Origin of the sequence: Kangiella sp. (assembly GCF_014762745.1) — a bacterium.
Classification (GTDB): domain Bacteria; phylum Pseudomonadota; class Gammaproteobacteria; order Enterobacterales; family Kangiellaceae; genus Kangiella.
The window spans coordinates 63816-89644 of sequence record NZ_JABURJ010000110.1 but is presented as its reverse complement, the minus strand read 5'-3'; the positions used below and the strand labels follow the sequence as shown (position 1 = coordinate 89644).

At 46.6% G+C, this 25829-nt stretch carries 28 protein-coding genes; 24 read left to right on the top strand and 4 right to left on the bottom strand.

Annotation, left to right across the window (positions count from 1 at the left end):
• The first annotated feature begins 153 nt into the window (after positions 1-153).
• The 19 genes from HUJ19_RS09310 (at position 154) to HUJ19_RS09220 (ending at position 18335) form a co-directional block, all read left to right on the top strand.
• Positions 154-861 carry a transposase gene (locus tag HUJ19_RS09310; RefSeq protein WP_290623720.1) on the top strand — a complete coding sequence of 236 codons (708 nt, stop codon included), beginning with the start codon at positions 154-156 and terminating at the stop codon, positions 859-861.
• 103 nt (positions 862-964) lie between these two features.
• Positions 965-1471, top strand: coding sequence for a hypothetical protein (locus HUJ19_RS09305; RefSeq protein WP_290623717.1), 507 nt, complete (start codon positions 965-967; stop codon positions 1469-1471).
• 247 nt (positions 1472-1718) lie between these two features.
• On the top strand, positions 1719-4352 hold the full coding sequence (leuS, locus tag HUJ19_RS09300; protein WP_290623715.1) for a leucine--tRNA ligase: 2634 nt from the start codon (positions 1719-1721) through the stop codon (positions 4350-4352).
• 54 nt (positions 4353-4406) lie between these two features.
• The gene (lptE, locus tag HUJ19_RS09295) at positions 4407-4910 is read left to right on the top strand and encodes an LPS assembly lipoprotein LptE (RefSeq protein ID WP_290623713.1); all 504 of its coding nucleotides are present in this window, start codon (positions 4407-4409) and stop codon (positions 4908-4910) included.
• A 15-nt stretch (positions 4911-4925) separates the two neighbouring features.
• The gene (gene holA, locus HUJ19_RS09290) at positions 4926-6017 is read left to right on the top strand and encodes a DNA polymerase III subunit delta (RefSeq protein ID WP_290623711.1); all 1092 of its coding nucleotides are present in this window, start codon (positions 4926-4928) and stop codon (positions 6015-6017) included.
• A gap of 2 nt (positions 6018-6019) precedes the next feature.
• A complete protein-coding gene (gene nadD, locus HUJ19_RS09285; protein ID WP_290623709.1) occupies positions 6020-6694 on the top strand; it encodes a nicotinate-nucleotide adenylyltransferase in 675 nt (224 codons plus the stop codon).
• On the top strand, positions 6694-7047 hold the full coding sequence (gene rsfS, locus HUJ19_RS09280; RefSeq protein ID WP_290623707.1) for a ribosome silencing factor: 354 nt from the start codon (positions 6694-6696) through the stop codon (positions 7045-7047). Before nadD ends, rsfS begins: the two co-directional genes overlap by 1 nt.
• An 8-nt stretch (positions 7048-7055) precedes the next feature.
• Positions 7056-7526 (top strand): 23S rRNA (pseudouridine(1915)-N(3))-methyltransferase RlmH, encoded by a 471-nt coding sequence (gene rlmH / locus HUJ19_RS09275; RefSeq protein ID WP_290623705.1) that lies wholly within the window; start codon positions 7056-7058, stop codon positions 7524-7526.
• Positions 7527-7670: 144 nt separating this feature from the next.
• Positions 7671-9584, top strand: a complete 1914-nt coding sequence (gene mrdA, locus HUJ19_RS09270) for a penicillin-binding protein 2 (protein WP_290623703.1) — start codon at positions 7671-7673, stop codon at positions 9582-9584.
• Positions 9568-10692: a rod shape-determining protein RodA gene (rodA, locus tag HUJ19_RS09265; protein WP_290623701.1), complete on the top strand. Its 1125-nt coding sequence runs from the start codon at positions 9568-9570 to the stop codon at positions 10690-10692. Before mrdA ends, rodA begins: the two co-directional genes overlap by 17 nt.
• A gap of 21 nt (positions 10693-10713) precedes the next feature.
• Positions 10714-11748, top strand: a complete 1035-nt coding sequence (mltB, locus tag HUJ19_RS09260) for a lytic murein transglycosylase B (protein WP_290623699.1) — start codon at positions 10714-10716, stop codon at positions 11746-11748.
• Between the two features lie 44 nt (positions 11749-11792).
• Positions 11793-12692 carry a septal ring lytic transglycosylase RlpA family protein gene (locus HUJ19_RS09255; protein ID WP_290623697.1) on the top strand — a complete coding sequence of 300 codons (900 nt, stop codon included), beginning with the start codon at positions 11793-11795 and terminating at the stop codon, positions 12690-12692.
• A 27-nt stretch (positions 12693-12719) separates the two neighbouring features.
• Positions 12720-13889, top strand: coding sequence for a D-alanyl-D-alanine carboxypeptidase family protein (locus HUJ19_RS09250; protein WP_290623695.1), 1170 nt, complete (start codon positions 12720-12722; stop codon positions 13887-13889).
• A 44-nt stretch (positions 13890-13933) separates the two neighbouring features.
• Complete coding sequence (locus tag HUJ19_RS09245) at positions 13934-14833, top strand: D-amino acid aminotransferase (protein ID WP_290623693.1); 900 nt, start codon at positions 13934-13936, stop codon at positions 14831-14833.
• The gene (locus HUJ19_RS09240) at positions 14830-15099 is read left to right on the top strand and encodes a DUF493 family protein (protein ID WP_290623691.1); all 270 of its coding nucleotides are present in this window, start codon (positions 14830-14832) and stop codon (positions 15097-15099) included. The genes HUJ19_RS09245 and HUJ19_RS09240 overlap by 4 nt, the downstream gene beginning before the upstream one ends.
• A gap of 27 nt (positions 15100-15126) precedes the next feature.
• The gene (gene lipB, locus HUJ19_RS09235) at positions 15127-15801 is read left to right on the top strand and encodes a lipoyl(octanoyl) transferase LipB (RefSeq protein ID WP_290623689.1); all 675 of its coding nucleotides are present in this window, start codon (positions 15127-15129) and stop codon (positions 15799-15801) included.
• Between the two features lie 111 nt (positions 15802-15912).
• Positions 15913-16833, top strand: a complete 921-nt coding sequence (gene lipA / locus HUJ19_RS09230) for a lipoyl synthase (protein WP_367273996.1) — start codon at positions 15913-15915, stop codon at positions 16831-16833.
• A 223-nt stretch (positions 16834-17056) separates the two neighbouring features.
• Complete coding sequence (locus HUJ19_RS09225; RefSeq protein WP_290623685.1) at positions 17057-17539, top strand: peptidylprolyl isomerase; 483 nt, start codon at positions 17057-17059, stop codon at positions 17537-17539.
• 133 nt (positions 17540-17672) lie between these two features.
• A complete protein-coding gene (locus HUJ19_RS09220; RefSeq protein WP_290623684.1) occupies positions 17673-18335 on the top strand; it encodes a glutathione S-transferase family protein in 663 nt (220 codons plus the stop codon).
• 40 nt (positions 18336-18375) lie between these two features.
• Here HUJ19_RS09220 and HUJ19_RS09215 read toward each other — a convergent pair whose 3' ends face one another.
• Complete coding sequence (locus HUJ19_RS09215; protein ID WP_290623683.1) at positions 18376-19176, bottom strand: M48 family metallopeptidase; 801 nt, start codon at positions 19174-19176, stop codon at positions 18376-18378.
• A 187-nt stretch (positions 19177-19363) separates the two neighbouring features.
• Between HUJ19_RS09215 and HUJ19_RS09210 the strand changes: the two genes are divergently transcribed.
• A complete protein-coding gene (locus HUJ19_RS09210) occupies positions 19364-19933 on the top strand; it encodes an ACT domain-containing protein (RefSeq protein ID WP_290623680.1) in 570 nt (189 codons plus the stop codon).
• A gap of 81 nt (positions 19934-20014) precedes the next feature.
• Here HUJ19_RS09210 and HUJ19_RS09205 read toward each other — a convergent pair whose 3' ends face one another.
• Positions 20015-20461, bottom strand: a complete 447-nt coding sequence (locus tag HUJ19_RS09205) for a hypothetical protein (protein ID WP_290623678.1) — start codon at positions 20459-20461, stop codon at positions 20015-20017.
• A 122-nt stretch (positions 20462-20583) separates the two neighbouring features.
• On the opposite strand from HUJ19_RS09205, the gene HUJ19_RS09200 reads away from it, so the two are divergent.
• Both HUJ19_RS09200 and HUJ19_RS09195 read left to right on the top strand, forming a co-directional pair.
• The gene (locus HUJ19_RS09200) at positions 20584-21345 is read left to right on the top strand and encodes a DedA family protein (RefSeq protein WP_290623676.1); all 762 of its coding nucleotides are present in this window, start codon (positions 20584-20586) and stop codon (positions 21343-21345) included.
• A 9-nt stretch (positions 21346-21354) separates the two neighbouring features.
• Positions 21355-22002, top strand: a complete 648-nt coding sequence (locus HUJ19_RS09195; protein ID WP_290623674.1) for a LysE family translocator — start codon at positions 21355-21357, stop codon at positions 22000-22002.
• Here HUJ19_RS09195 and HUJ19_RS09190 read toward each other — a convergent pair.
• Together HUJ19_RS09190 and HUJ19_RS09185 are read right to left on the bottom strand one after the other, a co-directional pair.
• Positions 21999-23402, bottom strand: coding sequence for an ATP-binding protein (locus tag HUJ19_RS09190; protein WP_290623672.1), 1404 nt, complete (start codon positions 23400-23402; stop codon positions 21999-22001). The genes HUJ19_RS09195 and HUJ19_RS09190 overlap by 4 nt on opposite strands.
• Positions 23383-24081, bottom strand: coding sequence for a response regulator transcription factor (locus HUJ19_RS09185; protein WP_290623669.1), 699 nt, complete (start codon positions 24079-24081; stop codon positions 23383-23385). Before HUJ19_RS09185 ends, HUJ19_RS09190 begins: the two co-directional genes overlap by 20 nt.
• Before the next feature lie 223 nt (positions 24082-24304).
• Between HUJ19_RS09185 and HUJ19_RS09180 the strand changes: the two genes are divergently transcribed.
• Positions 24305-24787 carry a periplasmic heavy metal sensor gene (locus HUJ19_RS09180; protein ID WP_290623667.1) on the top strand — a complete coding sequence of 161 codons (483 nt, stop codon included), beginning with the start codon at positions 24305-24307 and terminating at the stop codon, positions 24785-24787.
• 165 nt (positions 24788-24952) lie between these two features.
• Positions 24953-25825: a DUF1853 family protein gene (locus tag HUJ19_RS09175; RefSeq protein WP_290623665.1), complete on the top strand. Its 873-nt coding sequence runs from the start codon at positions 24953-24955 to the stop codon at positions 25823-25825.
• Positions 25826-25829: the final 4 nt, after the last annotated feature.

The following is a 25829-nucleotide window of genomic DNA, read 5'->3' as shown; positions in this document are numbered from 1 at the left end:
CTGAGTATACCTCTGGATGCCTCAACGGAGGGGGCGACTTATGATTTTCAGAGTACATTAATCGATAGCTCACAGGGATTGTAGTGAAATGCTGATATAAATCGCTGAGCGGGTACCTATAATACCTCCAAAGTTATTACCAAATAAAAAGGCATGGCAAGGAAGCCGCGATTAGATTTACCTGGATATGCACAGCATATCATTCAGCGAGGAAATAACCGTCAAGTCTGCTTTGTCTCTGAAGAAGACTTTTCAATGTACGCTCATCACTTACATCGCGCATCTCAAAAATATAGCGTAGATATTCATGCCTGGGTATTTATGACCAACCATGTCCACCTGCTAGTAACCCCCAACACTGCGGGAGCGATATCAAAGATGATGCAATCTGTTGGTCGCAGTTACGTCAGGTACTTTAATTACGTTTACCAAAGGACGGGGACTTTGTGGGAAGGGCGTTTTAAATCCTGTTTGCTGGACACAGAAAGATACTTACTTGAGTGTTATCGGTACATAGAGTTGAATCCAGTTAGGGCAGGAATGGTTACCGAGCCGAGTCAATATAAATGGTCGAGTTATTGTGTGAATGGTTTAGGAAAAGAGTCAAAATTGGCAAGTCCACATGGGCTTTATCTGAAACTGGGAGAAAACTCAAAAGAGAGGCGGCAAGCCTACCGAGAGCTTTTTCGATATCAGCTTGATGATGCAATGGTTGAGGATATTAGAGCAGTTACCCAGAAGGGGTTGGTGCTTGGGCGAGATGACTTTGTTGACCAGGTTGAAAAGTTGACCGCAAGGTCATTAGTGGTCAGGGATGCCGGTAGACCAAAGAAGAATAAAAATGTACTCTGCCCCCATTAATTGGAACAAGGGTTTATGTGCAATTTGCCAATGAATCCGTAAGGATTTATGAATGGCACAATCCTAAATTTAAACAGTCATGTATCTATCAAGGTAATACAAAATGTTAAAACTAATCCAAACTATATTAATTTTCTCATTATTTCTGGTGTCATCATGCAAGGATGGCAGGACTGATGATCATCGATTGGTAAGTTTAAAGGATGTGCTAGAGAATCCACGAGAGTTTGCAGGGCAAAGGGTTCACTTAGCGGGATATGTTTATCAAGATGATTTTTGGGGAAGTTCACCAAGACTCTATATTGATAAAGAACAGGTAGAGAATTTAGATAACCCCAACTTGGATACTCCACTTTCTCTAAAATTGCTTCCATTTGATGGTTTTGATGAAAAGATTCTTAAATGCACAGATCGGACAGTTAGTGTTTACGGAGTGTTGTTCTTAAGTAAAGATTTGGGATTAATACTGCATCTAGAAGAAGGTATTAAAGAGTTTTACGGTGAAGCAGCCGGAGAGTTTTGCTATAAGACCATTGATAGAATACCAGAAGAAACCATAAAAGAGTTGATGAAATTTTACGAAGCGGCTTCTAAGTATAGAGGGAGATAAATCTAGCAGCTTAAAGTCTGATTACATAATTTATAGATCTAAATGGTCTTTGAAAGACGTGAGTATCAAACAGAAGCCGCCCCCATCGACTTCTATCTCTCAACCCCCACCTCACCCCTCATAAACCTTCATTTTACGGGGATTTGCGCTTGTTGCGATTGGGCCACTCAGGTATCCTTAGAGGCTTGTGTCGGTGGGCCGTAACGATGAGCCTGTAACGAGTCATTAATTCAAGAATCTGCAAGCAATGCAACTATCAGAACAATCTCTACCAGAACATTATCAACCTTCTGAAATTGAAGGAAAAATCCAGCAAAAGTGGCAGCAAAATAAGACTTTTAAAGCGGTGGAAGATGCTTCCCGTGAGAAGTATTACTGCTTGAGCATGTTTCCGTATCCGAGTGGCCGTTTGCACATGGGCCATGTTCGTAACTACACCATTGGTGATGTGATTTCACGTTTCCAGCGGATGCAGGGCAAGAATGTGTTGCAGCCGATTGGGTGGGATGCGTTTGGTTTGCCTGCGGAAAATGCGGCGGTCAAGAATAAGGCGTCGCCTGCGCCCTGGACCTATGAAAATATTGAGTACATGAAAGGTCAGCTGAAAATGCTGGGCTTTGCTTACGACTGGGATCGCGAGCTGGCGACCTGTAAGCCTGAGTATTATCGCTGGGAGCAGTGGTTCTTTACTAAGCTGTATGAGAAAGGTCTGGTCTATAAGAAGACCTCATCGGTCAACTGGTGCCCGAATGATCAGACGGTTCTGGCCAATGAACAGGTGGTGGATGGTGCCTGCTGGCGCTGTGATACGCCGGTTGAGCAGAAAGAGATTCCGCAGTGGTTCATTAAGATCACTGCTTACGCCGAAGAGCTGTTGAATGATCTGGATAAGCTGGATGGCTGGCCTGAGATGGTTAAGACTATGCAGCGCAACTGGATTGGTCGTTCGGAAGGGGTTGAGGTTGAGTTCTCGGTAGAAAATGGCAACGGTGATGGCGTTGAGCCATTGCACGTTTACACCACACGCCCGGACACTTTATATGGCGTAACCTATCTAGCAGTGGCGGCCGCTCATCCATTAGCGACTAAAGCAGCCAAGAGCAATCCTGAGCTGGCAGCGTTCGTTGACGAATGTCGACACAGCAAGCTGTCCGAAGCAGACATGGCGACCATGGAAAAGAAAGGTATGCCAACCGGAATTTATGCGATTCACCCATTAAGCGGTAAAAAAGTACCGGTGTGGGTGGCGAATTTCGTACTGATGGATTATGGCACGGGCGCTGTAATGGCTGTTCCGGGGCATGACCAGCGCGACTATGAATTCGCGACTAAATACGGCATTGATATCGCGCCAGTGGTGAAACCTGCTGATGGTTCTGAGCTGGATATCAGCGAACAGGCGCATACTGAGAAAGGCATTCTGTTTAATTCGGGCGAATTCGATGGCCTGGATTTCGACAAAGCATTTGCTGCCATTACTGCTAAATTAGAAGCCGAAGGCAAAGGCAAAAAGACGGTTAATTACCGCCTGCGTGATTGGGGTGTTTCCCGCCAGCGTTATTGGGGCGCGCCGATCCCGATGATCAATATGCCGGATGGTTCGGTTGTTCCTGCTCCGGAAGATCAGCTGCCGGTTCGTTTGCCCGAAGATGTGGTGATGGATGGCGTGACCAGCCCATTGAACACAGACGAAGAGTGGAAGAAGGCAATAGTTGATGGCGTTGAAGGCGTTCGTGAGACTGACACTTTCGATACTTTTATGGAGTCGAGCTGGTATTACGCGCGTTACACCAGCACCGGTTATGACGAGGGTATGTTGAATCCTGAGCAGGCCAATTACTGGTTGCCAGTGGATCAATACATTGGTGGTATTGAGCACGCCACCATGCACCTGATGTATTTCCGTTTCTTCCACAAATTATTGCGCGATGCGGGTCTGGTCAATTCCGATGAGCCAGCCAAGCAGTTGCTGTGTCAGGGCATGGTGCTGGCGGATGCTTTTTATTACATCGATGACAAAGGTGCCCGTCATTGGGTTTCACCGCTTGAAGTTGAAGTGGTTGAGCGTGATGATAAAGGACGAATTATTAAGGCGGTGGACAGCGAAGGCCGTGAGGTGACTCATGCCGGTATGACTAAAATGTCCAAGTCGAAAAATAATGGTATCGACCCGCAGTCGATGGTTGACGAGTATGGTGCTGATACCATGCGCTTGTACACCATGTTTGCTTCGCCGCCGGATCAGGCGCTGGAGTGGCAGGATTCCGCAGTTGAAGGTTCGCTGCGTTTCTTGCGTCGTCTGTGGAAACTGGTGCAAAGTCATCAGCAAAAAGGCCCAGTAGCCAAGCTGGATGTGGCAAGCCTGAACAATGACCAAAAAGCATTGCGCCGTAAAACGCACGAAACCATTGCTAAAGTCACTGACGATTATGCACGTCGCTATACCTTTAATACGGCGATTGCTGCGGTGATGGAATTGTTAAACCACGTCAGCAAAGCCGAAGAGTCGAGCGAACAGGATCGTGCCGTGATGCAGGAAGCGTTGGATGCAGCGGTATTGATGCTGGCTCCAATTGTGCCGCACATCTGTACTGTTTTGTGGCAGGCTCTGGGTTCACTGGTTGGCGAAGAACGTGTTGACGTGGTGGATGCCGAATGGCCAACAGCTGATAAGGCTGCGATGGTGCAGGATGAAAAACTGATTATCGTGCAGGTCAATGGCAAGGTTCGCGCCAAGATTACCGTGGCCGCCGATGCCAGCAAAGATGAAGTCGAAAAGCTGGCGATGGCCGATGAGCATGTGCAGAAGTTTATTGGCGATAGCACAGTTCGAAAAGTGATTGTGGTGCCGGGTAAGCTGGTGAACATTGTTGCGAATTGATTTGCGACAAACTCGAACATAGAAGCGTAAGCAGGAAACCAAAGGAAGATACTGATGAAGCAATTGAGTCTTTTGTTATTACTGACAATGGTGATCATTGGTTTGAGCGCCTGCGGTTTCCAGTTGCGTGGCCAGGGCGCTGAATTGTCCAACACTAAAGTCTGGTTAATCAGTCAGGACATGAACGCGGACTTTGAACGTCGCCTCAAGCAACGCCTCGCTTATCAAGGGGCACAACTGGTGGATGAACCTGAGTTGTCTGAGTTGCAACTGGCGATAGTCAATTATGGTGTTGAACGTCGCACCGTTGCCCGCGATAGTTTAGGCCGTGCTGCCGAGCTTGAAATGATTTTTACGCTGGAATATCAGATGCTGACGCCTGCGATGGTATCGGAGCAGCAGCCGGAAACTCAGCGCATGACCAGTCGCCGCGAATTTGCCTATGAGCGTAACCTTGAATCTGGGCAGGAGCGCGAGCAACAACGTTTGATTGCCGATATGCAGGAAGAAGTTATTGGCCGTTTATTGCTGCAAATTGCTGGCACAGTCAGTCGCTAGGAGAAGTCATTAAGCGTGAAAATCTACCCCGAACAGCTGGAAAAAAACCTTAATACACTGTATCCGGTTTATCTGGTTGCTGGGGATGAGCCATTGCAGAAGATGGAGGCGGTCGATGCCATTCGTGCTTACTGCAAACAGCAAGGGCTGTTAGAGCGACAAATTATTGAAGAAGCCGGTAGCAGCAATCCGCTGACTGATCAGGCTGGCACCATGTCATTGTTTGCTGAGAGCCGACTGCTGGAATGGCGCTTCGATAAAAGTATCAAAAAAGCACATGGCGAATTTATCCAATCCTTTATTAACAGTGAGCCGCAGGATGTTTTGCTGATCACTGCACCGAAACTTTCCTCTGAAAAACGTCTGGCCTGGTATAAAACTCTTGAACAGAAAGGTCTGGTGGTGGAAGCCTGGCCGGTGCCAGCTGAGCGATTGGGCTCATGGCTATCGACTCGCGCTCGAAAACTGGGCGTGGCTTTAGAGCCAGACGCGCTTGCTACTCTGATTGAGCGCTGCGAAGGTAATTTGTTGGCTGCACAGCAGGACTTGCAGATGTTGTCGTTACTATCCGACGGCCAGCCAGTCAGTTCTGACAACATCAAAGAATACGTCGGTGACAACGCCCGTTATTCTGTCTATGAACTATCGGATGCCTGTCTTAGCGGACAAACGGATCGTGCCTTACGCATGTTGGCGACCTTGCAGGCCGAAGGTGTGTATCCGCTGGTGCCGATTAATCAACTGTTGCGTGAGTGTCAGCTGTTGGCCGACTGGGCCGAGCAGATGGCACAGGGTGAAACCCTGGCCAATATCATGCAGAGCCAGCGAGTCTGGCCCAAGCGGCAGAAAATACTGCAAGTGGCTATGAGTAAAGGCAGCGTCAAGAAATGGTATGCATTGGTACAGCGTCTGACCTATCTCGATAAATCGGCCAAAGGGCAGGCCGATGCCGATGTCTGGCAGGAACTGGCTCATGTGGTCTGTCTGATGACCAATTGCAATCCGCTAAGAGGTAGCGGTAAGCGGGTACAGCCTCAGACTGCCGCCTCGCAGGTATCGGCTGAAAAAGGCTTGTCCGATCTGAAAAAATCTTTAGGAATGAATTAGTTATGGCTACCAGTTGCGGTATGGTTCATATCATTCTTGGTGGTACTTTTGATCCGGTTCATCTAGGCCATTTACGCATGGCGCAGGAGATGCTCAATCGATTTCCTGAAGCTCAGGTCTCATTGATGCCCGCAGCCTATCCGCCCCATCGCCCAACTCCCGGCGCGACAACCGAACAGCGCATTGAGATGCTCAATCTGGTGCTGGAAACGACTCCGCAACTGACGCTTGATACTCGAGAGCTGGAGCGAGAAGAGCCAAGCTACAGTGTGGTGACTTTGCGTAATATACGGCTGGAAATTGGTGATAACCCATTGATTTTTCTGATGGGAACCGATGCCTTTGCCAAGCTTGACAGCTGGTATCAGTGGCAGGAGTTATTGGATTTATGCAATATTCTGGTGGTGGGGCGACCCAGTAGCGAGCTACCGCAACAGGGGCCAGTGGCCGAACTTTACCAGCAGCACAGAGTCAGTAAACCAGAAGAGTTGGCACATTTTGCTCGCGGCAAAATTGGTTTTTGCGAAATGCCGCAGCTGGACATTTCTTCAACCTATATCAGAGAACAAATAAAAAGCGGATTTTCACCACGTTTTCTGTTGCCTGATGTTATACTAGACTTTATTCAACGGCATGGCCTCTATGGCTATCAAGCACATTCACCCAAAGGTAATTAATGCAAGCGGAGCAATTGAAAGATCTGGTTGTTAACCAGTTAGAAGACAGCAAAGCCAAAGATATTAAAGTTCTCAATGTAAAAGGTCTCAGTTCGGTGACCGACTACATGATCATTGCCAGCGGCACATCCAGCCGCCACGTCAAATCCGTCGCCCACAATCTCGTTTCCAGCGTTAAAGATGAAGGCGTTCAACCCTTAGGTGTTGAAGGTGATGATGTGGCTGAGTGGGTGTTGGTCGATTTAGGTGATGTTGTGGCGCATATCATGATGCCGCAAACGCGTGACTTTTATCAGCTGGAAAAGCTGTGGGATCCTAACTGGAAAGAAGCCCGCACAACGGCTACCAGTTAAAACAAACCATGCAGGTTCGTTTATTAACGGTTGGTCAGAAAATGCCAGCCTGGGTCGAGCAGGGCTTCCAGGAATACGCCAAACGATTCCCAAATGATTTTAAACTGGAGCTGGTCGAGGTTGCGGCTGAAAAGCGGGGCAAAAATGCTGATATCAGTCGCATCACCGAAAAGGAAGGCAAGACACTGTTATCGCAGATTCAATCCAGTGACTGGGTGGTAGCACTGGATGTTAAAGGTAAAAGTTTTTCCACCGCACAGCTGGCTCAGCAAATTGAGCACTGGCAGCAGCATTATCCCAATCTGGTTTTATTGGTGGGTGGGCCGGAAGGTCTGTCTGAAGAGTGTCTGGCGCGCGCTAATCAAAAGTGGTCCTTATCGGCATTGACCTTTCCGCATCCGCTGGTGCGGATTATCGTTGCCGAATCACTCTATCGCGCCTGGTCGGTGACAGTGAGTCACCCTTATCACAGGGAATGAGTTTCATAGGGAATAAGTCTCACAGGGAATAAACTCTAAAAGAGTCTAAACATAGTTTATTCAATACTGATTGAATGGATTGCTCAGTCAAATTATAAATAGCAGGGATTATGAATTTTTATCAATGGGTTCAGTCCATAGGGTATGTATAAACGACAAGCCATAAAAGATGTTGGTCGCGAAACTTCGATGTTTTTCGCGCGCTGCATTGTGGCATTGTTGATTGTTTTTATCTTATTGCTGGTATTGATCAGTCGCCAGTTCAAGCTGCAGGTTCTGGACTATGAAAAGTACCAGACTCAATCTGAAAATAACCGTATCAGTATTCAGTCGGTAGCCCCGGTTCGTGGCCTTATCTATGATCGTGATGGTAAATTACTGGCGCAGAATCGTTCGATTTTCACTCTGGAAATCACGCCTGAACAAACCCGGGATCTGCCAAAGCTGGTGCAAGAGCTGAGAAAGGTATTGAGCATCAGCGATGAGCAGGTTCTTAAGTTTTTAGAGCAGATTAAATTCCGTCCCAAGTTCAATTCCTACGTCCTTAAATCAAATTTAACTGAAGAAGAAGTTGCCAAATTTTCTGTGGTTCAACATATGTATCCCGGTGCCAGTCTGGAAGCTCGTCTGGAGCGCTATTACCCATACAAGGATGAGCTGGTGCATGTTCTGGGTCGTATGGGCGCCATTAATGTTGAAGAGCTTGAAGCCATGGATGAGGAGACGCGTCTACGTTATGCCGCCACTTCAAAAATTGGCAAGTTGGGTCTTGAGCGTTATTACGAAAGCATTTTGCATGGTGAAGTAGGCAGTCAGCGAGTAGAGACCGATGTGCGTGGGCGTATTATCCGTGTTCTGGAACGTGATGAGCCGGTCGCTGGAATGGATATTCATCTCTATCTTGATTTGGGCTTGCAGAGAAAAGCCACTCAGCTGATGAAAGAAGTTGGGGCGCGTGGTTCAATCGTTGCCGTCGATCCCGCAACCGGTGGTGTGCTGGCGATGGTCAGTCAGCCTGGCTATGATCCTAACTTGTTCACTGGAGGTATTTCCAGTGAAGATTATCGAAAATTACTCACTCCAGAAAGACCACTTTATAACCGCGCGGTGCAGGGCACTTATTCACCGGCATCAACCATTAAGCCTCATCTGGCCTGGATAGGGTTAAAGGAAGGGGTCATCACGCCTGATACCAAGGTTCGAGATCCTGGCTGGTTCTCTTTGCCGAATAATGATCGCCGTTATCGGGACTGGAAGCGCTGGGGGCATGCGCCCTATATGGATGTTGTGGACTCGATTATTGAATCCTGCGACACCTTCTTTTATGACCTGGCGGTTAGGATCGGTATTGATCGTATTCATGATGGCATGATGCAGTTTGGCTTTGGGCAGAAAACTGGCATTGATATGGAAGAAGAAAAAATCGGTATCCTGCCTTCACGCGAATGGAAGCGAAGTGCACGCAAAGAACCCTGGTATAACGGCGATACTGTCAATATTGGTATTGGTCAGGGCTATTGGACGGTAACCCCGCTGCAGCTTGCCAACGCAACAGCTGTTCTCGCCAATGATGGTATCCGCTATCAGTTGCAGTTAGTTCGTGAATTTGTGGACGGCAACATTCATGAGCAGAATGTGCCGGTCATGGCTTATCACCAGATTGAAGTAGGTGATGGACGCTGGCTTGATCTGGTCAAGGAAAGTATGCGCGATGTAATTACAGGCACTAAAGGCACTGCCCGTTCGGCTTTCCAGGGAGCAGAATATATCGCTGCCGGTAAAACCGGCACGGCGCAGGTCAAAAGTCTTGGTGAAGAGGAAGAGTATGATGCCGAGACATTGGCGGAAAAATTCCATGACAATGCTCTATTTATAGGCTATGCACCTTATGAAAGCCCTCAAATCGCCATCGCGGTAGTGATGGAAAATGCTGGTGGTGGTGGTAGTAACGCAGCACCAATTGCTCGAAAGCTGATGGATTATTATTTGATTGAGCAGTATCAGGAAAGTGAAGAAACAACAGAACCCGAGGTAGAGACTAATGGCACTGCTCAATAGTACCGCAAATAGCCACAAGGAGCGCTACAGTCTGTTGTGGCGCTGGCATATTGATGCGCCATTATTGTTGGGTATTATTGCGCTCATGTGTTTCAGCCTGCTGGCGGTGTATAGTGCTGGCGGCGAGAGCATAGCACTGGTCAAGCGTCAGGCGGTTCGGTTCGCCGCTGGCCTGGTGGTGATGTTTGTATTGGCTCAGTTTGAACCCAGAACTTTCCGTCAGTGGGCGCCAGCCTTATACGCTGTCGGTATTATCTTCTTGCTGGCAGTGATTTTCTTTGGTGAGTCCAGTAAAGGAGCGCAACGCTGGATTGATATTGGCATTCGCTTTCAGCCCTCAGAAATCATGAAGCTGGCAGTGCCCTTAATGGTTGCCTGGTATTTTGCTGAAAAGGCGCTACCGCCAAGCTTCCTACAAACTATTGGCAGCCTGGTGTTGGTACTGACGCCTGTTGTCTTGATTATGTTGCAGCCGGATCTTGGTACTTCTTTATTGATAGGGGCTTCTGGCTTATTCGTCGTCTTTTTTGCCGGAATTCGCTGGCGTTACATCCTGGGCGCCATCTTGATAGCAGCGGTTCTGATCCCAATTATGTGGTATTTCGTGATGCATGATTATCAAAAAGGTCGTGTATTAACTTTCTTGAATCCAGAAAGAGATCCGCTGGGCGCCGGTTATCATATTATTCAGTCGCAGATAGCCATTGGCTCTGGTGGCATATATGGCAAAGGATGGCTTAACGGTACTCAGTCACAACTGGAGTTTTTACCCGAGCGCCATACCGACTTTATTTTTGCCGTGATCGGTGAAGAGTTTGGCCTGGTCGGCATCGTTCTATTATTGTCACTTTATGCCTTCGTGATTGTCCGAGGTATTTATATCAGCCTGCAAGGGCAGGAAACCTTTAGCAGACTTTTAGGTGCGTCACTAATTTTAACCTTCTTCATCTATATTTTTGTAAATATAGGCATGGTCAGTGGTTTGTTACCCGTGGTCGGGCTACCATTGCCCCTGATCAGCTATGGTGGCACCTCGATAGTAACCCTGATGGCAGCTTTCGGCATATTAATGTCGATTCAGACCCATCGACGGCTGCATTCAACTTAATAGCAAATAAAGCGAGGCTTTATGAAAACAAATATAAAAAAGACAGTTGGAACATTGGTTATGGCCTGTGCCTGTGCATTTACAGGCATCAGTGCGCACGCCTATTCAGATCCGGATAAAGCTCCAACCGAAGCGAAAGCTTTTGCCAGTTATATGCATAAAAAGCATGGTTTCACTGAAGACTATGTGCAGATGGTACTTGATAAAGTAGAAGTTCGTCAGTCAATTCTTGATGCCATCAGTCGCCCAGCTGAAAGTAAGGACTGGTATGAGTATCGTCCTATTTTTATCGAGCAGAAGCGCATCAAGCAGGGTGTTCAGTTCTGGCTGGAAAATGAAGACACTTTGAAGCGTGCCGAAGAAAAATATCAGGTTCCGGCAGAAATTATTACCGCCATTATCGGTGTAGAAACTCGCTATGGTCGCGTTATGGGCAGCTTCCCGGTAGTGGATGCCATCGCAACATTAGCCTTTCACTACCCAAAGCGCGGAGCTTTTTTCGCCGGTGAGCTGGAAGAGTATTTTGTATTGGCCAGAGAGCAGGGCTGGGATCTAGCAAAGCCGAAAGGTTCCTATGCTGGCGCCATGGGTATGGGGCAGTTTATTCCGACATCCTATCGTCATTACGCGGTCGATTTTGACGGTGATGGCAATATCAACCTGTTTGATAATGTTGAGGATGCGGTCGGCAGTGTGGCCAATTATTTTCACGTGCATGGCTGGCGCATGGGTGAACCAGTAGCAGAGTTTCTGCCAGCTGCGGATATCAAACTGGTTGAGCAATTCCGCAACGATACGCTGAAACCAAAGTTTACTCTTGGCGAGCTGAAATCGGTGGGTCTTGAATACCAGGGGCCACTCAAGGATGACGATATCGTTGGCATTTATGCCTTTAAACAGGAAAGCAAAGAAGAATATTGGCTAGGCTTTAACAACTTTTATGTGATTACTCGTTATAATCGTAGCCCTTTATATGCCATGGCAGTTCACCAACTAAGTCTTGAAATTAAAGATGCGGTGGAACATGCCAAGCAAAATCAGGTCGAAGCAAAGTAACCTAACTAAATGATGAGCATTGAGAATCGCGCGTGATAATTAAAATGACTTCAAAAACTGTAGTAACTTCTGGTAAAGCCCTGGTTGCAAGCCTGGGGTTGTTGCTGGTGGCGGCCTGTACCACGACACCGCCCGCCGAAGAGTATGAATACGAATACGGCAGTCCTGCTGACCGATTACGTCCTGATTATGCGCCGGACGGTTCGCAGGGGCCTTTTACTGATGGCCCTATCGCTGAGCCGACCCCAAAAGTAGAAACTAAAAGCGGACTGGGCAATCCCCCATATTATGAAGTTGATGGTGTGGTCTATCATGTGATGGATTCTGGTGACGGTTATAAAGATGCTGGCGTTGCCAGCTGGTATGGACAGAAATTTCACGGGCGTCGTACTTCTTCTGGCGAAGTCTATGATATGTACCAATTCACGGCAGCCCATAAAACACTACCCTTGCCCAGCTACGCGCGAGTAACCAATCTGGATAATGGCCAATCGGTAGTGGTTAAGATTAATGACCGAGGTCCTTTCAAGAAAAATCGTATTATTGATTTATCCTACGCTGCAGCGAAAAAGCTCGGTTATATGGATCAGGGAACCGCCAGAGTTGAAGTTGAAGTGCTGGCATCGCCTCGTTCTGGCCGAGTCAATACTGCTCAGGTAGCGCAGGCTGGTGAGCTGGAGTTACCACCAATGGAAGAGCAAAAAGATAATGCTCAGCTGTTTGTTCAGGTTGGAGCCTTTGCTGATCCACTAAGAGCCGATACGCTCGCTGCCAGATTGCGTGATCACTTTGGTCAACCGATTACGATTAGCGCTGTGGAGTCCAATGGACAAAAGTTACAGCGCGTGCGAATTGGGCCCTTGCGCGATGCGCGAACTGCTGAAAATATTTTACGCCAATTAAATCAATACAACTTTGGTACGCCTAAAGTTGTCACTGAATAACCTTTAAATTCTGGGATTGTTAAGCCAATGTTTGTTCAACAAAAAACTCTAAAATTATTATTCACTCTTGGAATACTTGCTGTCCTTGCAGCCAATTCAGCGATGGCTGCCATTCAGCCTGGTAAACCGAATGTGGATGCCCGCTCATATTTGTTGATGGATTATGACACAGGGCAGATTATCATGGAGGAAAATGCAGATCAGAAACTACCGCCTGCCAGTTTAACCAAGATGATGACCAGCTATATCATTGGCGATGAGTTGCATAAAGGTAACTTGAGTCTTAGCGATAAGGTACTTGTCAGTGAAAACGCCTGGGCCCAGAACCCAAAACTAAAGGGCGGCTCATTGATGTTTATTGAGGTCAATAAATACGTCAGCGTTGAGGATCTCTATCGTGGCATCATTATTCAGTCGGGCAACGATGCCAGTATTGCGATGGCTGAGCATATCGCTGGTACCGAAGAAGCCTTTGCAGATTTGATGAACCAGTATGCTGCCAAGCTTGGCATGAAAGATACTCATTTTAAGAACAGCACCGGCTGGCCGGCAGAAGGGCATGTCACCACGGCCCGTGATTTAGCGATTCTGGCACGCGCCCTGATCCGTGACTTCCCGGAAGATTACGCCATTTATGCGGAACGAGAGTTCACCTATAACGGAATTAAGCAGCGTAATCGTAATGAGTTATTAGGCGACCCAACTTTAAATGTGGATGGTCTTAAAACTGGCCATACCGAAGAAGCAGGTTACTGCCTGGTGTCTTCTGCGGAAAAAGAGGATATGCGACTGATTTCAGTGGTCATGGGTACCGACAGTGAAGCTGAGCGAGCCAGCGAAACCCGTAAACTGCTCAACTATGGTTTCCGTTTCTATACCAATATCAAGCCATTTAAGGCCGGTCAAAGCCTGCGTACAGCCCGCGTCTGGAAAGGGGAGGAAGAAGAAGTTAAGGTTGGCCTGGCTCAAGATGCTGCATTAACTTTGCTGAAAAGCCAGAAAGACCAGATTCAGGCCAACTACACCATTCAGTCACAGTTGATAGCACCGATTCGTCGCGGTCAGGTGGTTGGTGAAGTCTTCTTTAAAGTAGGGGACCAGGAAGTGAAACGTATGCCTTTGGTTGCTTTGGATAATGTGGAAGAAGCAGGCTTCTTTGGCCGTATGTGGGATTCCATGAAGCTTTGGTTCCATTAAGATTGGTTCTACTAAGTTACTAACACAAAATCAGGAAGTTATAAGTGTCCATAGCCTATTTAAACGGACAGTTTTTACCCATCGAAGAAGCAAAAGTCCCGGTACTTGACCGGGGCTTTTTGTTTGGTGATGGAGTTTATGAGGTGGTGCCCGTATACGCCGACAGGCTCTTTCGCTTTAAGCAGCACATTGCCCGCCTGGAAAACAGTTTGCGTGGTATTCGCCTGCCGATGGAGCAATCCCTGCAAGACTGGGCTGACATCTGTCATCAGCTGATTGAAAAGAACTCGCTGCAAAACGCATCGGTCTACTTGCAGATCACCCGGGGCGTCTACACCGAGCGTAATCATGACTTTCCGGCAACACCCATACCGACCATCTTCGCCATGATCAGTGCTTTGCCTGAAGTGCAGCCAGTACCGAGCGACAAGGATCTTCAGGGTATTTCGGTGATCACAGCAGAAGATATTCGCTGGCAACGCTGCGATATCAAAGCCATCACCTTACTGGCTAACTGCATGCTCAAGCAGCAGGCCCTTGAATGTGGCGCGAATGACACCATATTGATACGTAGTGGAGTGGCTTTCGAAGCAACATCAAGCAACCTGTTCATCGTGCGTGATGGTGTCATTATCACGCCGCCATTAAGTGAGCACCTACTTCCGGGAGTTACCCGTGATTTCGTGTTATGGCTGGCTGAGCAGCATGGAATATTGACCGAACAGCGTCTGATCCCGGAGCATGAGTTGCTGCAGGCCGATGAAATCTGGTTAACCAGCTCCACTAAAGAAATCCGCCCAGTTACCCGCTTAAATGATGTTACTATTGGTGATGGCACTGCGGGCCCTGTCTGGCGGCAAATGTACAACCATTATCAGCAGCTTAAAGCGCAGCTGTATCGTGGCGAAATCGACAGAAATATTGAAGGTGAAATAGCGTTATGACGCAAAATTATGATCGTGATGAGTTATGGCAATTTCCGTGTGAAATATGCTTTAAAGTCATGGCTGTAAACCGTGATGGCATTGATATGGAAGTTGCGGAAGTAGTCAATCGTCATGCGCCCAATGATTATTCTCCCGCCAGCAAGCTCAGCCGTGATGGCAATTATGTTTCCCTGTCATTTATGGTTGTGGTTGAAAGCAAAGAGCAAGTAGATGCCATGTATCGCGAAGTCTTCACTGTTGAAGGCGTGAAAATGACTCTATAAAGACTTTCATAAGGCATCTAACTGACAATGAGTGACCAATCCACAGTAATCATCCGCGAGCTGGGGCATGAAACCTATGTTCCAGTATGGAAGCGGATGCAGCAATTTACCGATAATCGTGACGATAGCACTACCGACGAGATCTGGCTGGTTGAGCATGACCCGGTATTTACCCAGGGACAGGCGGGAAAAGCCGAGCATCTGTTATTTCCCGGAGAAATTCCGGTGGTGCAGGTTGACCGCGGCGGACAAGTTACTTACCATGGCCCCGGTCAGCAGGTTGCTTATTTTATGATCGATTTGCGGCGTAAAAATATGGGCCCGAGAGATCTGGTTTCCGGCATCGAAAATGCTATCGTCGATATGCTGGCGCTCTATGGCATCGAAGCTTATCCACGCTCTGATGCACCTGGCGTTTACACCGATGACCAGAAAATCTGCTCGCTCGGCTTACGAATTCGAAAAGGCAAGTCCTTTCATGGACTGGCCTTGAATGTGAATATGGATCTTGAACCATTCTCACGTATCAATCCTTGCGGTTATCAGGGCATGCAAATGACCCAGATAGTCGAGAAGGGTGGTCCGGACAATCTGGAGCGCGTTAAACCTGATCTGATTGATCAATTATGCGACAAATTGGGCTATACTAAGCGCCTGGAAATGACCGGATTACCTGAGCCAATCAGCGAATCCATTGAGTAATAGTGAATGTCAAATTCTGAACCGGTAAAAAACCAAACGAATCAAACAGTTAGTAGCAATGTTACAGGTAAGGTTGCAGCTAAGGCGAAAAAGGTCATCCCTGGCCAAAAAATGCGTGCCGAAGATAAAATGGCGCGTATTCCGGTAAAAATCATGCCAACCGAAGAGATGCCGCGCAAACCGGACTGGATTCGCGTGCGTCTGCCAAACGGCAATCAAATCACCAAGATTAAGGACATGTTGCGTAACAACAAGTTGCATACAGTTTGTGAGGAAGCGTCGTGCCCTAATCTACCCGAGTGTTTTGGTCACGGCACCGCAACCTTCATGATCATGGGTGATATCTGTACGCGACGCTGCCCATTCTGCGACGTGGCGCATGGTCGTCCATTGCCGCTGGATCCGGAAGAGCCACAAAACCTCGCTGATTCTGTGAAATCAATGGGGCTGAAATACGTGGTGATTACGTCAGTGGATCGTGATGATTTGCGTGATGGCGGTTCAGCTCATATTTCGGAATGTGTTCGTGTCGCCAAAGAACAGAATCCAGGCCTTAAGGTGGAAGTACTAGTGCCGGACTTCAGAGGGCGTATGGAAGTTGCGCTGGATCTGATGGCTGATGGTTTGCCAGATGTGTTCAACCACAATCTGGAAACAGTACCGCGTCTTTATAAGCAGGCACGTCCAGGCGCTGATTATCAGTGGTCATTGGATTTGCTGAAAAATTTCAAAGAGCGCTATCCCGGCATCCCAACCAAATCAGGTTTAATGATTGGGCTTGGCGAAACCAACGAAGAAATTATCGAAGTGATGAAAGACCTTCGAGCTCACGGCGTTGAAATGTTAACGCTTGGGCAGTATCTGCAACCCAGTAAGTACCACCATCCAGTCATGCGCTTCATGCCACCTAAAGAATTTGATGAGCTGGGCAGAATCGCAGAAGAGATGGGCTTCACCAATGTGGCCAGCGGACCTATGGTGAGATCGTCATATCACGCGGATATGCAGGCGGCAGGCGAGAAAGTCTCTTAAAGTGGTCTTTTTGCTCTATAGCTGTGTTATTTGAATTTTGTACTCGGTCACGTATTAGATATACGCTCCCTCAAACCCAAAACTCAAATGCCTTGCTCTTAACCCAAAATCGTCACTTTAAAACAGAGAATGTTTGAAGTGTCTTATTGTAGAAAAGTTTTTGAAAGTTTGAAGCCGGTTTGTTTGGCTTCATCAATGTACCTAGAAAGTAAAAGAGATGATTATGCAAATTGAAGAAAACAAAGTCGTATTGATTGAATACACAGTGAAAACAGAAGAAGGTGTATTAGTCGATACATCAGAAGGGAATGAGCCATTAGCTTACTTGCATGGTCATCGTAATATTATTCCTGGTCTTGAGAATGCTTTAACGGGCAAGAAAGTCGATGACGAGTTGTCTGTTAATGTTCAACCTGAAGATGCTTATGGTCAACGTCATGATGACTTGATCAAAGAAGTGCCAGCACAGGCTTTCCAGGGCGTAGAAAAAGTTGAGCCAGGCATGCAGTTCCATGCTGAGTCTCCAAATGGCCCGCAGCTCATTACTGTGACAAAAGTTGAAGGCGAAACTGTGACTGTTGATGGCAATCATCCATTAGCAGGCGTTCCTTTGATGTTTGATGTGAAGGTTATTGAAGTGCGTGATGCCAGCGAAGAAGAGTTGGCGCATGGTCATGTTCATGGACCTGGTGGTCACGATCATTAATTAGCTTGAAAGGCCTTCTTATGAAGGCCTTTTTTATATCTTGTAATAGATATGATTTTGTGACGACCTTGTTGTTGCTTTTCTAAAAAGAACGATTTACATTACGACTAGTTATCAAGTCTGAGTGGACAATATGAGTGCTCTAGAACAACCAATATTAGTCAGCCACAAATTGTGCCCGTTCGTGCAACGTTCGGTGATCACACTGCTGCATAAGAAAATTGATTTCACCATTGAATATATTTCTCTGGAGCGAAAACCTGACTGGTTTGTAGAGATATCGCCACTGGGCAAAGTGCCTTTGTTGCGTATCAAAGATACGGTGCTATTCGAGTCTGCCGTAATTAATGAGTATCTTGATGAAACTCATGGCAAGCCAATGCTACCAACGGATCCACTGGAAAAAGCAGAGCATCGCTCCTGGATCGAATACAGCGGCAGCATCAATAATATTCAGTTTCAACTGACTCAGGCTCGCCGAGAAGAAACTTTCGTCAAAATCGAAGAAGACTTGAATAAGAAATTAGCTCATCTTGAGAAACGCATTGGTAATCAGGGCTTTTTTGATGGTAAAGACTTCAGTCTGGTTGATAGTTCTTTCGCGCCATTTTTAATGCGCTCAAAGATTCTTGCTGAAAACACTGGTGTTGATACCGTCAGTGACTACAAGAAAATACAAAAGTGGCGTGAAAATTTATTGTCCTTGCCCGAAGTGAAGAAATCTGTGGTTAAGGATTTTGAAGATCTCTATATGGAGTCGATATACGAGCGAGGCGGATATCTGGCGGACCAATAAGGTCCGCTTTTTTTGTCTTGAGAATTAGAACTAGTATCCGTTAAAGGCGGCAGTTGGGTCGTTTTCCTGATGCCTGAGCCTGCTGGTAGATTTTTAAGGCTCTGTCCATTTTGGCATTTAAGTCTCGGATGCGGCTATCGGTGCCGGGGTGAGTGGATAAAAACTCTGGCGTTGAACCACCGCCTGCTTTCTGCATATTTTTCCATAACTCAATACTCTGACGTGGGTCAAAGCCTGCACGGGCCATTAGTTCTAGCCCAATCTCATCTGCTTCGGATTCGTGTTTGCGGCTAAAAGGTAAAATGATTCCAACTTGAGCGCCAACACCTAGTAGCCCCAGCAACTGTTGCTTTTCAGAGGTCATATCGCCAGCGGCAACTGCCGCCAGTTGCATTCCGGTTTGAGTCAAAAAGCCCTGTGAGACTCGCTCGTTACTGTGCTTGGCCCAAACGTGCCCTATCTCATGCCCAATAACCGAAGCTAGCTGATGTTGGTTCTCGGCTACTTTTAACATGCCGGTATGAACGCCTATTTTTCCACCTGGTAAAGCAAAAGCATTGGCAGAGTCTTCTGCGAAAATTTTAACTTCCCACTGGGTGGAGCGCATGGCCGGAGCAATGGCATTCAGTTCGGGAATCAGGGCATCCACCACGCAGTTAACGTAGGTGGCATTTCTAGGGTTGTTATCGAGCTTCTGGCTTTCCTGCATGGATGTGAAGCTTGCTGCCCCCATTTGCGCCATTTGCGATTCAGGAAATAAAGTTAGCTGACTGCGACCAGTCGGTGAGGTTGCGCAGGCAAATAAGGTTAAGGCAAGACAGCCAGAAATAAGAGGTTTCATGTAAACTCCATTTAATACAGTTAGTTAGCTGTATTCTAGTATAAAGAATCGTGTATCAGTATTGTACAAATATGCGCTACTTAACAAATCCAGCATAATTGTTCGAATTTTAAACAGGGTTTCTTGTCAGATTTTAGCAGTTGTAGTAGTTTTTTAAGAGCGCTAACGCAATATATGGAGCATTTTGATGAATGCGCAACACAAGTTAAAACTCGATAAAAAGTTCATCTTAAAGGTGGCGGGTTCCGATCACCCTGAGATAGTTACCACCATTACCGAGATCCTTCATCGTTTCAAAGGCTCCATGGAAGTGTCTCGATTTAACCGTGTCAAAGATCATTTTACTGGCGTCTTCGCTGTTTCGCTGAATAGCATGTATTTCAAACCCTTCGTTGCCTGTCTCGAAAGTTTGGAGTCCGCTAAACTGAGATTCGAGTTCCACACTACTGAGAACTGTCAGTCATCCTATCCATTTGATCCCGAAAATATCGTATTTGAGATTGATGCCTGGGGTATAAAAAATCAGGCTGCCAGTATTGAATTGTTGCGGATTTTGTCACGCAATCATTTACGGGTGGACAACATTGCAACCGACGCAATGCCCAATCGTCAGGGCTATACCATCAATATGAAGGTATCGACAGATCATGTAATTGATGTTGAGCTTGTTGAGCGTGAGTTGCAGGCACTTGCTGAAAATGAAGGTTTCTATCTGAATATGCTGGACGAAGAGGAAGATATTAAAGAAGCCATCTAGCGGTTTATATTTGATTAAGATGAAAAAAGAGCGCCAATTGGCGCTCTTTTTGTATGAGGTATGACTATGAAGACGGCAGGATTATTCTTCTATCTCATGGCCATCAATAATAAAGCCGATTCTTTGCTTGGGTTCTTCTTCGGTAACCTTCTGCACATAACATAACAGCTCCACATTGTTCTGATGCGTGAGTACCATACAGGGATTGCCGCCAGCCGTACCTTCGATTCGTATGCCATGAAAAGACTCTTGAACCAGTCGTGTAACATTGATCTGCAGGCCGCCGTTAAGCATGGCAACAATGGTTGGCTCTGCATCTTTGGGCATGTGCTGTCGCCAGGTGTGAATGGTCTTGGCAAGACTTTTGATTAATTCGCCAGCAGAACGATAGTCGTTTACATCCTGATGAGAGAGACCCATCTCTTCGACACTGAGGCAAGGGGGCTTTACGTCAGGGTGAACATTGTGAAAAATTTCAACATCACTGGGTTGGCGCTGTTGGATGATTGTCTGATACGGAGTGCTCATAGCTGTAAGATATTCTTAAAGGTCTTTTGAAGATAAACGACCTGCGGACAACAAGCAAGAGAAGAAACAGTGATAAGATTAGTTATCGACTTTTACAGAAACATTCGTCATTATTAGCGCCGATGGAAGCAATTGTTAAAGACATTCTTGATTGGATTTCCAATCACCCTCATATGGCTGGTGCGGCTGTGTTTCTAATTGCCTTTTTAGAATCCTTGGCCATCGTCGGCCTGGCCGTGCCCGGCTGGTTATTATTGGTCGGGATTGGCAGCTTGATAGGTGGCGGGACACTCAATTTCTGGCTGGTCGCATTCTGTAGCTTCCTGGGTGCCGCCAGTGGTCAGTTGGTATCCTATTGGTTTGGTTATCACTTTCAGGACAAGGTGCATCACTGGGGCTGGATTCGACGCCACCAGAAGATGTTGCATACAGCAGAGGATTTCTTCCAGCGCCATGGCTTCGCCGGTGTTTTAGTCGGGCAGTTCATTGGGCCAATTCGTGCAGTGATAGCGCTGATTGCTGGCGTGCTTGATATGCCACCGAAGAAATTTATTACTGCGATTGTCATTGCCACTCTGATATGGGCACCGGTCTATCTAATGCCGGGAGTTGTGCTCGGCGCTGCGCTGACATTCGAAAAAACTGAGGTCTGGGTGCTGGTGGGCAGTCTTATCATCATGGCCATTTGTCTATGGCTTTTAGGACGCTTTCTAATCGACCATCATCATGCTAGAACCCATCACACCACATTACCGTTAAAGCGTCATATCAACAGCCTGTTAGCACTGGGCGTCTTTTCAGCGGTGATCGTTTTCCTGGTTATTTCGAGTTATGGAAGCCTGATGATGCAGTTAGGCTACAAGATCTGGTATCTCATTATTTAGATTTAATGCATGTTAAATGAACTGATTACTCATTATTGGCAGGAATTTCTTTTGATGGCATCTGCGCACGCACTGGCCGTGGCCAGTCCGGGTCCTGATTTTGCAATTGTGATGCGTCAGAGCCTGGTCTTCGGTCGTCGCTTCGCGATTTTGACCAGTATTGGGATAGGCCTGGCAATTCTGGTGCATGTGACCTATGCGGTTTTAGGCATCGGCTTATTGATTCGAGATACGCTGTGGTTATTCACGACCATCAAAGTTGCTGGAGCGGCGTATCTGCTTTATATAGGCTGGCAGGCCATTCGTGTACAGAAAGCTGAGGTTAAGGATTTTAACCCGGTTAGCCGCGATACCATGACCAATATTAAAGCATTCCGGCAGGGTTTTATCACCAATGTGCTAAACCCCAAGGCAACACTGTTTTTCCTTTCACTGTTTACCACCATTGTCAGCGCACAAACGCCAATGGGCATACAGGCTCTTTATGGGATCTGGATGTCAGTGATGACGGGCGCATGGTTTGTCTTTCTGTCGCTCATGTTGACGCAGCAAAGAGTGAGGCAGTTCTTTGCGTCATTTGGACATTGGATTGATCGAGTGTTGGGTGCCTTCCTGATTATTCTGGCGATCCTGTTATTGTTTTCTACAGTAAACTAGACTCGACTTTTCGGCAGATGTATCACCACGCATAAGCCAGAGTTGGCTTGGTTATAGGCGGTGATGGTGCCACCATTAGCCTCAATCCCTCTTTTGGCAATGGCTAAACCAAGCCCGGTGCCACCAGAGGTTCGCTCACGTGCATCGGTTGGGCGGTAAAAGGCATCAAAAATCTTTTCCAGGTGTTCTTCACTGACGCCATGTCCGGAGTCGCATATCTTAATCTCAATGCCAAGCTCAGTTTCCGAGGTGGAAACAGTCACGCAGGTATCGTCTGGTGTATGGCGTATGGCATTGCGCAATACATTCTCAATCGCGCGAGCCAGCAGGCTGTAGTAACCGTTAAAAGTGATCTCGCTAGCGCTATGGTAATCGATCGTTTTGTTATGCGCCTCTGCTTCGAATTTTGCGTCTTCAACAATAACATCCAGCAGATCATTGAGAACGAAACTGGCGCGGTCTTCATTAACATGCCCACGCTCTAATGCGGCCATCTGGAGAAGCTCTCCGATCATATCGTCGAGTCGCTCAACCTCAAGTTCGATCCGATCAATATGCGAGCGCGACTCTGGACTGGCTGTTTTCTGGGCCAGACTGGCAGCGATTTGCATACGAGTCAGTGGTGAACGAAGCTCGTGTGAAACATCACTTAACAGCCGTTTTTGTGAGTGGATTATGCGCTCAATACGTTCAGCCATCAGGTCAAAGTCTTCCGCCAGATCGGCAAACTCATCTTGCCGTTTACTAAGATAGCGTTCTGATCGCGCGCTCAGATCGCCACGCGCAAATGCCTGTGTGGTTTTTTGTAATTGATGAATGGGGCGAGTCAGATACCAGGTCAGCGCAATACACACTAGCGCACTGATACCAAGCGCTAATAGCAGGTGCCAGGCCGAAACGGAGTGATAAAGGTAGGAGACAACGGTTGTAAACTGGTTCTGACTTTTTTGCTGTAAAAAGAGCAGATAATAATTCCCTCGATTGAAAACAATTTCAGGGCCAATGTAGGCCATGTTGTCGACTACCACCATAGCAGGAGTATTGCGATTGCGATAAAAAGAACTTAAGTGGTACAGAACATCGGGTACTTCTTTACCTGTCAAATCTTCGCCGTTCTTGTCGATAATAAAAGTATTATCGAGATCATCTGGCACGCGGTTAATCTTCAACAGACTGTCAGTTTGATACTCGTCAATGATTTTGCGTAATTGGATATTGATGGCGGCCTGGCGTAACTGCTTGGCTTCCTCGTCAGATGCGGGAACCAGTTTGTTATCGTTTCCAGTAAGACTGTATAGAAAAATAACACTGGTTAAGGTGATCAGGGTTGCCAGCCAGAACCAGAGAAAAATCTTCCAGAATAGGCTGGGCCGGACGAGGTTACGAATCCAGGGCAACATACTGATAGCCAACACCGCGAACTGTTTTTATGCGTTCATCCCCTTTGGAGTCAGGGCCAAGTTTGCGGCGTAAATTACTGATGTGCATATCAATGCTGCGATCATAAGCTTCTAGTGTGCGTCCAAGGCAGCTTTCCGATAAGTCATCACGACTGACTAGAGTACCGGCATTATTCATTAGTAAATAAAGAATATCGAATTCGGTGGCGGTCAACTTCACCACTTCGTTGTTTAGCAACACTTCGCGCGAGGCCGGGTTGATATAAACATCGCCAAGATGGACTGACTGGAGTTTCTTTTGCTTGGTGCTGTAGACATTCTCAGTACGGCGCAGGATGGTGCGAATGCGGGCAGTTAATTCTCTTGGATTACAGGGCTTGGCAATATAGTCATCAGCGCCCAGTTCCAGGCCAACAATTCTGTCTATCTCATCGCCCCGAGCGGTTAACATCAGGATCGGTACCTGCGACTCTTTACGAACCGTTTTCAGAACATCAAAACCATTCATGTTAGGTAACATGACGTCCAGTACCATCAGATCAAAACTGTGGTCGAGAATCAATTTGGCAGCGGTAGCTCCATCATGAGCAAGCGCAACATCAAAACCCTCTTGAGAGAGGTATTCCTGAAGTAATTGACAAAGTTCAATGTCGTCATCTGCAACTAATAATTTTGGCATAGCTACCCTAACCTATTGGCGTGAAAGGAGTTTAGCACGCACTGCAAAAATAATGTGTAAAGTTTAGTCAGTAAGTTTTACACAAGCTTTACGTGAAAACGGTTATTAATTCAAACTTTTAAGGATAAAAGGAGTCTATAGTGAGTAATACAAATTTGCAAAAAACATTCTTCATAGTAAGAATTCAGTGACCAGCAAGCGAGAAATGGGTAAGGAGTAAATTATGTTATTTAATAAAGCACTATTTGCATTAGCATTAGGAGCATCATTAATGGTGTTTAGCGTTAGTGCTGATGCTCGGAATCATGGAGGAATGCATGACAATGACTCTATGATGAAACACGATATGATGATGGAAAAGTTAGGTGTCAATGAAGAGCAGCGTATGAAAATTGACAAACTCTATGAGCAACGAAAGGAAGCAGTTAAGGCGCATCAGGAGCAGATGCAAGAGTTGATGCAAGAGCAGCGTCATATGATGCAACAAGATAATTTGGATAAAGCTAAGTTGCAAAGCAATTTGCGTAAACAGGCTGATCTTAAAGCCGAAATGATGGCGGGAAGGCATCAGCACTATATGGAAGTTCAGAAACACCTTAATGAAGAACAGCGAGCCAAAATGAAAGAGCTGAGAGAACAAATGTATGAGATGCGAGAAGAAATGCGTGAAGAAGCTCAGGAACGCAGAAAAGAAAATCGTGGTTAACTGTTAAACCTCTCCCCCTTAGTGTTAAAGGCTGGCACCTGGCCCCTCGAAATTAGTGCTAGCTTCTCGACACTAACGTTATTTCAGAATATTTCTGAAATCTTCGCCACCTTCGGGTGGCTTTTTTTTGCTATTATGAAAGCTGTTTTGTTAAGAGTTAATCCGATGCAGGATAAAAGTCGAATCCAGGCAGATTTAGAGTGGTTGATTAATAGTCCAGATTTTCTATCGGTGGTAAACGTTAATGGACTGCACGATCAATACTTACTTAATGCCAAGCAATTTCTGGCTGATGCTGCAGGCGACAGTAGCACCTTTACTTTTGAGCTAACCCACCGGCTGGGTGTTTACTTCGAACAACTGTGGCATCATCTCATCCGTTCAAATCCAACCGTTAATTTAGTGCGCCTTAATCAGCAGGTCATTATTAATAAGCAGACTTTGGGTGAGTTTGATTCCATTATCCAGGATTTGAATTCAAAGCGGATTGTTCATTGTGAGCTGGCAGTAAAGTTCTATCTGCAAATAGGTGGAGGCATACAATTATCTGACTGGGTCGGCCCTAATTTACGCGATCGCTTTGACCGCAAGTTTCACCGTTTGCTCAATCATCAATTAGCGCTATCAGTGAATGATCAGGTCAGGCAATGGTTAAGGCAGGAACAGATTAATATTGACCAGACAGCATTGCTGACAAGAGGCCGTTTATTCTATTCAATCAGGAATTTTCTCAAACAAAATTTCCAGCATCCTGCTGAGGTCGAGCCACATCACCTGAGAGGTTTCTGGGCAACGCATGATGAGTTCATCGAATATCGGAATCAGACAAACTATGACTGGTATCAATTACCACGAATGTACTGGTTGTCAGAGCTGACAGCGCATGATTATCCGCAGGTGATAAAGCTGGGGCAATTGAACCAAGAGCAGTTATCGACTGTAGTGGCCATGGAAAAAGATCGGGAGGTTATGCGAGGTTTTGTGGTTACTGATGAGTGGCTGGAAAGGGCACAACAAAGAGTTTTAACTAAGCCCTGAAATT